The 12,942-nt window shown below is 35.7% G+C and carries 11 protein-coding genes; 7 read left to right on the forward strand and 4 right to left on the reverse strand.

Annotation, left to right across the window (positions count from 1 at the left end; genetic code table 11):
- Positions 1–269: 269 nt before the first annotated feature.
- The gene (locus tag BU804_RS01715; protein WP_075882735.1) at positions 270–2,279 is read left to right on the forward strand and encodes a glycogen debranching protein; all 2,010 of its coding nucleotides are present in this window, start codon (positions 270–272) and stop codon (positions 2,277–2,279) included.
- Positions 2,280–2,326: 47 nt separating this feature from the next.
- On the opposite strand, the gene BU804_RS01720 is transcribed toward BU804_RS01715, so the two are convergent.
- Both BU804_RS01720 and ruvB read right to left on the reverse strand, forming a co-directional pair.
- Positions 2,327–3,190: a SpoIID/LytB domain-containing protein gene (locus BU804_RS01720; RefSeq protein WP_075882736.1), complete on the reverse strand. Its 864-nt coding sequence runs from the start codon at positions 3,188–3,190 to the stop codon at positions 2,327–2,329.
- 30 nt (positions 3,191–3,220) lie between these two features.
- Complete coding sequence (gene ruvB / locus BU804_RS01725) at positions 3,221–4,219, reverse strand: Holliday junction branch migration DNA helicase RuvB (RefSeq protein ID WP_075882737.1); 999 nt, start codon at positions 4,217–4,219, stop codon at positions 3,221–3,223.
- Positions 4,220–4,583: 364 nt separating this feature from the next.
- Here ruvB and BU804_RS01730 point away from each other — a divergent pair, with 364 nt between their 5' ends.
- From BU804_RS01730 to BU804_RS01745, 4 genes are read left to right on the forward strand one after another with little or no spacing between them, the layout of a single operon-like run.
- Positions 4,584–5,123, forward strand: coding sequence for a hypothetical protein (locus BU804_RS01730; protein WP_075882738.1), 540 nt, complete (start codon positions 4,584–4,586; stop codon positions 5,121–5,123).
- A 1-nt stretch (position 5,124) separates the two neighbouring features.
- The gene (locus BU804_RS01735) at positions 5,125–5,559 is read left to right on the forward strand and encodes a tetratricopeptide repeat protein (protein ID WP_075882739.1); all 435 of its coding nucleotides are present in this window, start codon (positions 5,125–5,127) and stop codon (positions 5,557–5,559) included.
- A 9-nt stretch (positions 5,560–5,568) separates the two neighbouring features.
- The gene (locus tag BU804_RS01740) at positions 5,569–6,531 is read left to right on the forward strand and encodes a DUF3689 domain-containing protein (protein WP_075882740.1); all 963 of its coding nucleotides are present in this window, start codon (positions 5,569–5,571) and stop codon (positions 6,529–6,531) included.
- A gap of 37 nt (positions 6,532–6,568) precedes the next feature.
- Entirely contained in the window at positions 6,569–7,147 is a 579-nt protein-coding gene (locus BU804_RS01745; RefSeq protein WP_075882741.1) for a hypothetical protein, read from the forward strand.
- A 40-nt stretch (positions 7,148–7,187) separates the two neighbouring features.
- On the opposite strand, the gene BU804_RS01750 is transcribed toward BU804_RS01745, so the two are convergent.
- Positions 7,188–7,886 (reverse strand): SAM-dependent methyltransferase, encoded by a 699-nt coding sequence (locus BU804_RS01750; RefSeq protein WP_075882742.1) that lies wholly within the window; start codon positions 7,884–7,886, stop codon positions 7,188–7,190.
- 142 nt (positions 7,887–8,028) lie between these two features.
- Between BU804_RS01750 and BU804_RS01755 the strand changes: the two genes are divergently transcribed.
- Positions 8,029–8,988: a hypothetical protein gene (locus BU804_RS01755; RefSeq protein WP_075882743.1), complete on the forward strand. Its 960-nt coding sequence runs from the start codon at positions 8,029–8,031 to the stop codon at positions 8,986–8,988.
- Positions 8,989–9,078: 90 nt separating this feature from the next.
- Here the strand turns inward: BU804_RS01755 and mgtE are convergent, their stop codons facing one another.
- Positions 9,079–10,488 (reverse strand): magnesium transporter, encoded by a 1,410-nt coding sequence (gene mgtE / locus BU804_RS01760; RefSeq protein WP_039359094.1) that lies wholly within the window; start codon positions 10,486–10,488, stop codon positions 9,079–9,081.
- A 322-nt stretch (positions 10,489–10,810) separates the two neighbouring features.
- Between mgtE and typA the strand changes: the two genes are divergently transcribed.
- The gene (gene typA, locus BU804_RS01765; RefSeq protein WP_039359071.1) at positions 10,811–12,631 is read left to right on the forward strand and encodes a translational GTPase TypA; all 1,821 of its coding nucleotides are present in this window, start codon (positions 10,811–10,813) and stop codon (positions 12,629–12,631) included.
- The last annotated feature ends 311 nt before the right edge of the window (positions 12,632–12,942 follow it).

Genomic DNA, 12,942 nt, shown 5'->3' on the forward strand with positions numbered 1-12,942 from the left:
CTTTCTGTAATTATATAAATAAATAAAAATTTAGATCAAAATCTTTTATAATTTAAAATTTAGAAAATTAAATTAAATATTATTAAATATTTAAAAATCAACAATATAAACAAATAAGATAAACATAAACTTAATTTATTAATTATTAATTTTAACAATTTTTATAATTCAGCTTAAATTCATCATCTTTAATCTATTGGAATAAATTTTTTGATCCTGTATGAAAAGGAGAGTCAATAAATATTTTAATTCTTTCCCCCTAAACTCAGATGAATATACAAATAACACCTGGATCCCCCGTTCCTTTTGGTGCAAATATACAAGAAGGAAAGGTTAATTTTGCTCTTTATGCTAAAAATATTGAGAAAATTTTTCTCTGTTTATTCAACGAAAATGATCCTTTAAACCCTTTTAAAGAAATAGAGCTAGAGCCTTCATTAAATAAAACAGGGAACGTTTGGCATATAGCAATTGAATCGCTTCCTCCTTACACATTGTATGCTTTTAGAGTACCTGTAGAAAACTCAAGTTATCTATTAATAGACCCTTACGCAAAATCTATTTATAGCTCTCCTGATTGGGGAAGTGCGAAACCATACTCCCCTCTTGGTAGAATTATTCCGTTAACAACTTTTGATTGGGAAGGCATACCATCTCCTAAACTTCCTTCAAAAGATTTAATTATTTATGAAATGCATATACGGGGGCTAACACAGGACCAGTCGAGTCAAGTTTCTCACCCAGGAACTTATTTGGGAGTGATTGAGAAAATCCCTTATCTTAAAGAGTTAGGAATAAATGCTGTTGAATTAATGCCTATTTACGAATTTAACGAATCAGAAGCCTTACAAATTAATCCAAAAACTCAGCAAAAATTAGTGAATTACTTTGGATATTCTACAGTAAATTTTTTTTCTCCGATGAATAGGTATGCAAGTGAAATCCAAGAAAACAAAACCTTAGTTGAATTTAAAACAATGGTTAAAGAACTTCACCGTCATGGAATTGAAGTCATTTTAGATGTAGTTTATAACCATACATTTGAAGGAAATCAAATGGGGCCCATCCAATCCTTTCGAGGGTTAGATAAACATGCTTATTATATGATCGATGAACAAGGAAATTATTTAAACTTTTCAGGTTGTGGAAATACTTTTAATGCCAATCATCCGATCGTCAAAGAATTTATTATCCAATCGCTTCGCTACTGGGTGACAGAAATGCGAGTGGATGGATTTCGTTTTGATTTAGCTTCCATCTTATGCCGGTCTGAAAATGGCACGCCACTCAATCCATCCCCACTCATCGAAGCAATTTCACACGATCCCATTTTATCACAAACCAAATTGATCGCTGAAGCCTGGGACGCAGGTGGCTTATACCAAGTCGGTGGATTTTATCCCGGCCAACGTTGGGCAGAGTGGAACGGTCATTACCGAGATATCGTGAGGCGTTTTATTAAAGGAACTTCAGGCCATAAAACAGCTTTTGCGACAGCATTAAGCGGATCACAAGATCTTTATGGTTGGCGAGGAACTCCTTGTTGTAGCATTAATTTCATCACAGCTCATGATGGATTTAGCCTGGCAGATTTAGTAACATATAATGACAAGCACAATTTAGATAATGGCGAAGAAAATAGAGACGGATTTGATCACAATGATAGCTGGAACTGTGGAATAGAGGGGCATACTAATAATAAAAAAATTGTCGCTTTACGAGAAAGACAAATTCGCAACTTCTTATTAGCCTTAATGGTTTCGCAAGGAATCCCCATGATATTAATGGGTGATGAATACGCACATACAAGAGATGGAAATAATAACACCTGGTGTCAAGACAATAAATTGAATTGGTTTTTATGGGATAAACTTCAGGAGAAACAAAGTGTTTTCCGATTTTTTAAATCATTAATCACGTTTAGAAAAAATTATCCTCTCCTTAAACGTAATACATTTTTAGAAGAAACGGATGTCACTTGGCATGGGCAACTGCCTTTCAACCCCGATTGGGAAAATGACAATAAATTCATTGCTTTTTCACTTAATATTCCACAGGAAGGCCCTGATCTCTATGTTGCTTTCAATGCCTCTCACGTTGTTTTAACAGTTACTATTCCTCCTGCAAGGCAAGGAATGCATTGGGTTTGGTTAGTCAATACCCATAACGTAGCTCCAGGAGATTTTTTTGAAGAAAGTTGTCGTAAACGTGTCAATTCAAACACACTTAAAATTCCTTCATACACTTCTATTGCACTAAAAGCAGAAGTAGATAGATAGAAAGGAAAGTCGATGCTGGTTACCAAACCAACATCGACAAAAAGAAATTAGTTGGCATATTCGATTAACATAATCGTGGTACCAGGAAATGCTTTGGCAAGAATCTGGGCAGCATGGGATCCATTTTCAGCCATTTTATTAGCTTCTTCTAAAGAAATTTTGGCTGATTCAATTTCTTTGGCTGCCTGTGCGCCAAATAACTGTCCGTTTATTTGAGCTGCAAAAGGGGTAGCAATTCCTTCGTAAACGCCTGTGCGGCTCATGATCATATAACGTGTTAAACGAACAGCATCTTCCACTTCAGCCGGCACAAAAGCTGTTCCCTCATAACCTACTTTTTGAGCGTCCACCGCCCAATAAGTATTTTTAGGGTTTACTGCTTGAAAGTAGGCATTAGTTCGAGCTATAATCGCCAGTGCAGATAAGGCTTCCGGATGGATCTGATTATTTTCATAAACAGATAAAATCTGACAAATATAATCTTCTACTGGAACTTGATTCACAATACTGATACTCCCTCCAATATCATAGATGTAGATCGAACCTTTATATTCTTTATTGTTAATGATTATGCGAGTAGCGGTATCGTCCGGCCTGATTTTAATTTGATATAAACCCGGAAAAGATTCTCCCCATTTTAGCCCATCTCTTAATGCTTCTACCACTCGATTTTTTCCAATAAAGCGAGAGCTAATAAAAGAATTTGTGTAGGGGTCAAATAAACTATACTTCCCTTTGACTTCTAAATTAACTCTTTCCACATCATGCGTAATTAAGATGCGTGTTGTGGGAGCAGTAGATTTATTTTTCCCTTTAAAAGTCTCGACAACATCACTCCAAATTCCCGCTTGTAATTGATCAGTTAACGGTAAAACCGTTAAAGCAAGCAGAAGAAATCTCATTAATACCATCTTCTTTCTCCTATTTATTTGTCATTTATTTTATCTTTGTGAAGATCCTACGATATGTTGATAGCCTAAGGAAGTCACTTCTCGTCCTCTGGGAGTTCGTTTTAACAACCCTTGCAAAATTAAATAAGGTTCATAAACTTCTTCAACAGTTGAAGGCTCTTCCCCAATTGATGCGGCGATAGCGTTAATTCCTACAGGCCCTCCACTGTAATGATCGATCATTGTCTGTAACATTTTTTTATCCATTTCATCCAGTCCCTTTTCATCAATGGAAAGCATGGTCAAGGCTCGATTGGCAACAGAAAGATCAATGTAGTTGTTAGCTTTTATTTGAGCAAAATCACGAACCCAGCGAAGCAGATGATTAGCCACACGAGGAGTTCCTCGAGACCTTTTGGCAATTTCCAAAGCAGCTTCCGAATCAATTTTGACATTTAAAATTCGGCTTGTTCTCAATAAAATTTTTTGTAAAATCATGGGATCATAATATTCAAGACGACATGTAAAAGCAAATCGGGAACGAAGAGGTTCTGAAAGCAAACCTAAACGAGTTGTAGCGCCTGCTAAGGTAAAATGATTAAGTTTTACCTGAATACTGCGTGCATTGGGACCACTATCAATCATTAAATCTAACGCAAAATCTTCCATTGCCTGATATAAATATTCTTCAACAGACCGATTTAAACGATGGATTTCATCAATAAATAATACATCCCCAGTTTTTAGACTGGTTAGAATACCGGCTAAATCTCCTGCCTTCTCAATAACAGGCCCAGAAGTTAAAACTAAATTCGATTCCATTGCTTTAGAAAGAATAGAAGCAAGAGTCGTTTTACCAAGCCCAGGAGGACCGCTAAATAAACAATGCCCTAGAACTTCTCCTCGTTGCCTAGCGGCTCCAATATGAACCTCTAATCGATCACGAATTGAATCTTGACCGACAAAGTCAGTTAAACATTGAGGGCGTAAAGGAACTTCAAAAGAGAGCTCTTGCTTATTTAGGTTAGATTCAATAAAATTTTTATTCATGAATGGAATTGCCTTCAAGCTTTAAAACTTTTCAATTCTGACTGCTTATGCAAAGCTTTCAAATAAGAATTGAATTTGATCTGGATGAGAATAAGATACAAAATTGAAGGGATTATACACAAGTATACTCAACTCACTTAATTAATTAGGATTAGATTAAATTTTTTTTTAATCCTTTTATTAATAGAGATCAGGCTTAAAAAACCTGTTCCCTCAATAAGAAACTTATAGTGATTGAAAATGTTTTAATTAAAATTTAAAATTAAATTTAAATATTTACCTAATTAGACTGATGTGATAAAATTAATCTTAATTATAATAATACTAAACTTTTAAGTTAAAATTTTTTCAAAATGGAGGTTTTATGACCCAACAAACCAAAATGATCGAAGAAGATTTGGCTATTCGACTCCCCAACCATGGTATTTTATCCACCCCAGTCACTTTAGAAGCCGTTGTATTCTACGCTTCTGAAAGTGAAAAAATCAAAAAGAAAATTGATCATCTTGCAGCAGAAGTTAGCCAAAAACAAGATAGAATCAAGTTTGTTAATGAAATTATTCAAGAAATTAATAACGCCATAGATCCGACGACGGGGAAAGTGGACTTAAGAAATAAAGCCGAATTTCTAGAAAAATTAAACACTGCAAAAGGAATGGGTATCAATATACCGATGGATTCCAAAACTGAGCATCCTAAAGCTCATTTTAATGCCGAAGAAAGAGAGCGTTTTTTGCAAAATCTAGGTTTATCTGCTGATGCATGGGATAAAGAAAACAAACAACATACCCAAAAAATGCAAATGTATTTAGATGAATCTAATCGTTATTTGACTTTAGCGACACAAGCGATGAAGTACGAAGACAAACCCAAGAGGGCGGCCCTCGCTGCAATGGGAAGATAGGATGACCACATCTAATTACCGCTTAGTCGACCTTCAAGAAAAAGAGATAATGGCAAAAACTAAAAATTTGCATTATATGGCCTATCATCTTTATCGAGACCGGCAATATGAAGAAGCCTCACTTTTCTTTCGTTTGCTGACAGTGGTAAATCACGATGAACCAAAATATTGGAAAAGCTTAGGTGCTTGCTTACAAATGAAGCAAGATTATTCTGAAGCCTTAAATTGTTATATTCACACGCAATCCCTTTACAATAAGCAATTAGATCCTTATCTTTACATTTATGCAGCTGATTGTTATTTTGCTCTCAATCAAATTGATGATGGCTTAAAAGCGTTAGAAGCGGCTCGTTTGAGTGCTCCTCAAAATGCACAAATATTAAAACATGTCGCTCTCATGAAAACTCAATGGGAAAGCAGCCCTAAAAACAATTAGGATTTTATTATGTCAGTTAAAAAATCTGAGCTTCTATCATCTGTTTATATGACTCACTCTACTGAAATTGAATCTGGTGAATCCGAGACTAACCACAGAAAAAGCAAAACTATTCATGAATTATTTCATTCAGATACTTTGGAGATCGGCGAAAACACAGATTCTTTGAAGGCAACTGAACAAGTTAGCTATCAATGTTTTTTTTCAAAAGCCATGAACATTCAATCGACCCATACTCCATCTGATGAGGATATTCGTAGAGCTGCCCCCATCCATCCTATTCCTGAAATAGATAAACCTGCTTTTTTTCAGGAAGCAAGTTTAGAGGGATTTGTGCCTAAAATAACGAGTTATTCTCAAATATCAAATCTTCCTTCCCAAGACTTACTTAGAAACTTGGCACAAATGGAAAGTAAAACAATTGATCAAGTGATGGCGATTGTTTTAAAAGCTCAACTAGAACTTGAAAGAGATCAGGCAGAAATTTCGCAAAACTCCTTTGATCAATTACAAAACCTACGCAAGATCCAAGAACGGACGTTAGAAGAAATTAAAGAAGCACTTAAAAAAGATGAAAAGCTTGCGGGTTATTTAGATACAGCAGAAAAAATAGCGATTGCAGCGACTTTTATCTGTGGGGTGGCAGCGATGGTTATCACTCTGAGTTTTAGCATGCCCATCTTGACCGGAGCCGCAACAGCTTTGGCTGTACCCGCCAAAATGGGAGCATTCTTCACAGGTTTGCTGACTGCTTTTTCAGCTGGTGGAAAAGGCTATATCAATGTAAGGAGCAACCAAACAAAAGGAGTATTAACTTCTCATAAACATGATATTGAATTAACAAAAGGTTGGACGGACGACTACCGTGAAAAAATGGGCACTATCGCCGAGACTGACGCCTATTTCAAAGAAATGTTGATTAAACTTATCAAAAGTCTGGAAAGAATGAGAAGAAATGTTTCTGCAACTTAAAAAATTAATTAATTTAATGATAAAATAAGGAGTCTTTATGACTATTAAAGTTGAAAATATTACAAGGACGACTGAAGTAGGTCAAAGAACAAACCTCCCAAGTCAATACCAACACTTAATCACCTTAAGCCCTGCTTTAATTAAAGAAATGGGAAAGAAAAGCATTGACATCCTTTTTTTAGATTTTGGTATGGCTGAAGGTCAACTACGCCTTCAAAATAAAAGACTGTCTTATCAACTACGTTTGATTGAAAAAGATCGTCAAACAGAAAAAGTGGAAAAAAAATTAGCTGAATACGACCGCAGCGTTCCTATCGTAACTGCAGCTTTTGCGGGTGTGGCAGCGATTGCTGGAGCATTTGCTGGGGGAGCAGGAGCTCAAATTGGACAAGGAATCAGTCAGACTATTAGTACAACACGTGAACATCTTGATAATAAGTCTAGGGGAAGAGTTGAACACCATGACCATCAGTATCAGACAATGGGTGCTTTAATTCAAGACCATTCTCAAGAACTTCAGCGGGAAAATCAAGAGTTTGATCGCGCTCTTTCTACTGCTGATCGTGCTCATCAAGCTTCTCAGCGTGTGATTGAACAATTAGCTAACGCGGCTTAAGCAGTTAATAAACCTCTTTTAAATAGTTTTTAAAAGAGGTTTACTTTTTAATTTGTAAATAAACTTCAGCAACTCCCCAAGTGAATTTGGCCGGAAATTGCTTGAGTAACTTAAATGAAGGTTTTTTTTGATAATTGGTCAAAGGGTAGCTCACCGTCACGACTTTTGTTCCTAGGGGAAGTGTTGCCAAATGAGAAACCAGTTGTTTAATAAATGAAGTAGAATAACAAGATCCATAGAGATAAATAATAGTTGCGCGAGAAAAGTTAGTTTCCAAAAAATTTTCTAAACGAAATTCAATACCAGAAAGATGGAATAAAGCTTTAATCTTATTTGCTTGCTCAATAAATTGCGGTACATAATCAATTCCAACGACTTGGCAACCGATGAAATGTTGAAGCCAAAAACAGGTACGCCCTCTTCCACATCCCAGCTCAAACACAGTGTCTCTTATAGATAATTGGCATTCTTTAGCGATTAACTCTAAAGTTGTCAAAGGAGTTTCCCCATAAGCATAAAGATTTTTAGATCTTTTGGAACTTAAAAATTGTTTGCTCACTTGATAAGGATTGTTAAAAAAGTAAGATAGGATAAGCTTGAGATCTATTTTTAAAAAAATGAGATCACCGTAGTAATAGAAAATCACACGCATAAATTCAATAAAATTAATCACTATAACTTTTAGTTTAATCCAAGTAAGATACACTATCTCATCTAACGATTTGAATTGCTGAAACATCTGGAATCTCAAAGAAATTTTAATTTAATGGATCATGCATTTTCATTTTTGTCATAAATAGGTGAACAAAAAGAACAGTTTTTATCATAAATTAGAAATAAATGGTATTGGTGTTTAACAACTTTATTACAAGAGAAAAATAATGACAGTCCCATCTTTAATTAGTCAAACGCAAACAAATGTGCAACATGGATTACAAACTGCATATACATTTGTAAGGAATTATACAATAATCTCTAAACAGTGGATTCAAAAGACATTCAACTCCTTACAAACTTGGATCCAAGATGATGTGTGGCCTAAACATTTTAAGGGATGGTATGAGAGAAATATTATCGCTCTAAATAAGCATGATGTTACGTTTTTAACAACCTCTACTAGTTTAGCATTAGCAATTGCTGTGTTAATACCGCTTATATTTGGTAAAGCCATGGCAGCTCTTTCGACTATTACCGGTTTTACACTCTTTTTAGGGGCTTGTACCTTTGCTAAGCATCGCATTGATAAATATTACGATGAAAAAGCTTGGCACGTTGTTGAAAATTTAAGGCATTTGGGCAATGGAACAACATGTCGAAAAAAGTACTTCATTCAAATGAAGGATGAATTAAAAAAACTTGATGGACCGGAGTTTAGTCATCTAAAAAAAGATATCGAACAATTACGTGAAATAATGGATTGTTTTCGAAAAGCAACCCTATCTCCTTATTTCGGAGAGATTCGAAAAAGTTTTAAAGATTGCTTAGTTCGTAATCGAATTTTTTGCCAGGGGGAAACCGAAATTAATCTTTTTACTGATTTCGCTAATGAAGCTATGAAAATCGGCACTCCAAATCAAGATCTAGTCAATGTAGATAACAAGTTTTTGATTTTAAAGGAATCGCAAACAAATATTGCAAAAAAACGCTTAAAAAGTTTGCAAATAGAGCTAAAAAAATTCAAAAAAGCTGCTTTAAAGAATAATCATTTTGAAGAACGAAAAAAAGATTTTTTAAATCATCTTTCTACTTTTCAAAAGAAATTAGCTTCTTACAAAACACCCGTGACTTTGCCTAACTACCACCCGACTACTATCACAGATATCCAACTCAATCAAGCTTAAATTGCTAGATAAAAATATGTTTTTTTCTAAGCGAAAACATCATTTTCGCTTAGTTTCGAATTCATCATTTTCTAATCAACACTAATTTAATTACATTGTTGGAAGAAAAAATGTACTAATCATTTTGGCAATGAAGATGTACATCAGAGTAGATAAAACGTCATTAAAGGCCGTAACAATAGGTCCAGAAGCAACGGCTGGATCTATGCGAAAACGAGCAAAGAAAAACGGTGATAATGAACCTAATAGTGTCGCCATCAAACAGGCTCCGAGTAATCCACAACTGACGATTGCGCCTAATACAAGCGGACTTGAGCCAGCATAATGAACATCGAAACGGTTAAGCAAGTAAACAAATACCCCACAAACTAAACCGAAAATAATTCCAATTAAGACACCAATACTAAGCTCTTCAAGAATGGCTTCTCGGCGAGAGCCATGCGAAAGTTCTCCAGTAGACATTCCCCTAACTAAAATTGTGCTACACTGAATACCCACATTGCCAGACATTCCGGCAATTAAAGGGACAAAGAGAGCAACAAAAGTAAACCAATTCCGGTCTTTAAAGTGTGATAAAGCTGTTGCTGTGACAAGCCCTGCACACAAGGTTACAATTAACCAAGGAGCGCGCCACAAAAATCTTTTAAAAATGGGTTCATGTTCACTGAAATCTTCAGCTGTACCAGCAAAACTAGCAATGGTTTCATCAGCAATATCTTTTAAAGCTTCTAAAACGTTTTCATAGGTAATCACGCCGAGCAAATGATTTTGTTCATCCACAACAGGTAAAGCAGAAATTTTATAGCGTTCCACAATATCAACGGCTTCATCACGAGAATCTTCTACGTTAATTTGATGAAGGATTGGACGCATGACTTGTCGAATTGGAATGTAAGGAGGATTGACAATCAAATTACGGGCTGGGACAAAACCGACTAGTTCCTCATCATCTGCTAATACAAAAATTCGACGTGTTAAATCAATTCCTGGATTATCTCTGATGACTGCAGCAACTTCTCCGATTGTGGTGTTCATATGAAATGAAAAAAATTCATTCGTCATCATACGACCAGCACTATTTCTTTCATGTTTATAGAGCTCTCGAATGCGCATGGCTTTTTTTGGTTCTAATAAATCCAATACCCGCTTCATTCGCCGATTCGACATATCGTCTAAAAGCCATGTCGCTTCATCAGGAGGCATCCTTTCTAAAAGTCGTTTAATTTCCTGATCATTAATTTGTGAAAAAATAGAGGTTCGGGTCGTACTGCCAACATTAATCATAAAAATGATCTTGGCATTTAAATCAGGTAGGTTTTCATACACCACAACACGTGCATTGGGAGGAAGCCTTGTGACAGCATACGCAAGGTCGATAGGATCATGTTCACTTGCAATTTTAGCAATATCATGCAGCATGAATTGAGAAGTAGGCTTATGAAAAGCTTGCTCAAGCTTTTCATTGAGGACATCATCTAATTGGCTTCTTCGAGAATCCATTAGATTTCCTGAGACGCTCGCCTCTTCAAATTTTTCATTTTCATTTGAGTGATTTAATTCCACATTCTTCCTTAAACAATTAATAAGCCTAGCACAACTATACATGGCTTTAACATTCTTATAAATGTTAATTCAATTAAAGGAATTGATGAAGATATATTGTTTATACAAATAAGTTAAAAATAAATTAGAGAATACCTCTAAAAGGAATTTTAAACTTGATTTTTTAAATTCTGAAAGCTTATCATTTATGATTTATATAAAATGTTTGAATTATTAACCTGGCTGAAAAGTTTAGCCTCATAAACTAAAAGATCACTTTATGTATTCTCCTGAAAAAATCCGTAATATTGCGATCATTGCGCATATTGACCACGGTAAAACAACATTGTTAGATGCTTTGCTTAAACAGTCTAAAATTTTTCGCGATAATCAACAAGTTCGCGAACGCGTTATGGACTCCTATGATCAAGAACAAGAGCGTGGAATTACTATTTTTGCTAAACATACGTCTGTTTACTTTGATGATTTCAAAATTAATATTATTGACACTCCAGGACACGCTGATTTCTCAGGTGAAGTCGAACGTATTTTAGGAATGGTAGATTCAGTCCTACTACTTGTAGATGCCCAAGAGGGACCGATGCCTCAAACCCGTTTTGTTCTTTCTAAATCATTAAAAATGGGCATTAAACCTATTGTCGTCTTAAATAAAATTGACCGACCTCATGCCAACCCAGATAGAGTATTAGACTTAACATTTGATCTATTTAGTGAACTTGGTGCAACAGACGAACAACTTGATTTCCGCTATTGCTATGCATCAGGGTTATCAGGATTTGCGATGCACCACATGCACGATATACATAAAGATATGCGTCCTTTATTTGAACTTATTACTTACGCCGTACAACAGCCTAAAGGAAGCCTCGAAAATCCTTTCTTAATGCATGTATCTACAATTACTTACGATGATTATGTTGGCCGACAAGCTTGTGGAAAAATTTTAGAAGGGACTGTCAAAAAAGGTCAGCAGCTCATTCACATTGATGAAAATGGAGTGGAAACCAAATGCACAATTACCCGTATTGAAGGGCATTTAGGAATTGAAAAAGTTGAAATGGAAGAAGCTGGCGTAGGCGACATTGTCATCTTATCAGGTATTCCAGAAGTGACAATTGGTGACACGATTTGCGATCCTAAAAAAATTGTTCGACTTCCTCGTATTAAGCTAGACGAACCTACTGTTTCCGTCGATATGACAGTTAATAATAGTCCATTTGTTGGTCGTAGTGGTAAACACGTTACAATGAATAAAATTCGCGATCGCTTAGAAAAAGAAAAACGCGCTAATATTTCCCTCAGAATCGAAGATGAGAGCGGAGATCAAGATAAAATTACTGTATCTGGTCGCGGAGAGCTTCACTTAGCCGTTTTAGTAGAAGCTATGCGTCGCGAACAATACGAGTTTAGCATTTCTAAACCTCGGGTTATTATTAAAGAAGTCAATGGCGAGAAATATGAACCGATTGAACGTGTACATATTGAGGTTCCACAAGACTACTCAGGAACAGTGATTGAAGAACTTTCCCGACGCAAAGGAGAACTTCAACTACTAGACACAGATGAAAATGGAATTACTGCTATAGATTTTTTGATTCCTACAAGAGGGCTCATGGGTTATCGCAATGACTTTTTAACTGCGACTAGAGGTCTTGGTATTTTAACGTCTGTATTTGAAAACTTTTCTCCTTGGAAAGGAACTATTCCTGGTCGTACAAGGGGTGTCTTACTCTCTAATGGACCAGGTAAAACCAGTGGTTACGCTTGCTTTAATTTACAAGATCGTGGAGTCATGTTTGTTGCTCCCGGGGATGAAGTTTACGAAGGGATGGTCGTTGGAGAGAATAGTCGCGATAATGACTTAGTGGTCAACGTGACTAAAGGAAAACAATTGACAAACGTCAGAGCTTCTGGAAGTGATGAAAACATTATCTTAATCCCTGCTCGCCGATTTACTCTTGAACAAGCAATTGATTATATCCAAGATGATGAGTTAATCGAAGTCACTCCTGACAGCATCCGTATGCGAAAACGTCATCTTTTAGAGAATGACCGCAAACGAGCTGGCGGAAAAGCCTAGCTTTTTTTTAACTCATCTTACCATGTGTAAGATGAGTTAAAATCTTAAATAAAAGGCTTACTTTCTTTTTTTAGGCTAATTGCTCAAAGAAACTCGTGATGAAATTGAGCTCTTGCTTCATTAAAAACTGAAATAAACCTAGATCAACTAACAAATCTGCCTTATCTTTTCTAGATTATTAACTAATTTTAAGGATGATTAAAAGCAATAGAAATGATTTTCTAATAATAAGGATAAAAAGTAAGGTTTTTTCACGAAAAACCTTTAAAAAACATGAGCCGCATCATTTATCTTCTATTAAGTTTAAGAAA

It is taken from the genome of Candidatus Protochlamydia sp. W-9 (assembly GCF_001950615.1).
GTDB classification, from domain to species: Bacteria; Chlamydiota; Chlamydiia; order Chlamydiales; family Parachlamydiaceae; genus Protochlamydia; species Protochlamydia amoebophila.

Bases quoted from the DNA above. Each gene is read 5' to 3' on its own strand.
- BU804_RS01730 (WP_075882738.1), top strand. From the start codon at position 4,584: ATGACCCAACAAACCAAAATGATCGAAGAAGATTTGGCTATTCGACTC.
- BU804_RS01735 (WP_075882739.1), top strand. From the start codon at position 5,125: ATGACCACATCTAATTACCGCTTAGTCGACCTTCAAGAAAAAGAGATA.
- typA (WP_039359071.1), top strand. From the start codon at position 10,811: ATGTATTCTCCTGAAAAAATCCGTAATATTGCGATCATTGCGCATATT.
- ruvB (WP_075882737.1), bottom strand. From the start codon at position 4,219: ATGAATAAAAATTTTATTGAATCTAACCTAAATAAGCAAGAGCTCTCT.
- mgtE (WP_039359094.1), bottom strand. From the start codon at position 10,488: ATGGATTCTCGAAGAAGCCAATTAGATGATGTCCTCAATGAAAAGCTT.
- BU804_RS01750 (WP_075882742.1), bottom strand. From the start codon at position 7,886: ATGTTTCAGCAATTCAAATCGTTAGATGAGATAGTGTATCTTACTTGG.
- BU804_RS01715 (WP_075882735.1), top strand. From the start codon at position 270: ATGAATATACAAATAACACCTGGATCCCCCGTTCCTTTTGGTGCAAAT.
- BU804_RS01720 (WP_075882736.1), bottom strand. From the start codon at position 3,190: ATGGTATTAATGAGATTTCTTCTGCTTGCTTTAACGGTTTTACCGTTA.
- BU804_RS01755 (WP_075882743.1), top strand. From the start codon at position 8,029: ATGACAGTCCCATCTTTAATTAGTCAAACGCAAACAAATGTGCAACAT.
- BU804_RS01745 (WP_075882741.1), top strand. From the start codon at position 6,569: ATGACTATTAAAGTTGAAAATATTACAAGGACGACTGAAGTAGGTCAA.
- BU804_RS01740 (WP_075882740.1), top strand. From the start codon at position 5,569: ATGTCAGTTAAAAAATCTGAGCTTCTATCATCTGTTTATATGACTCAC.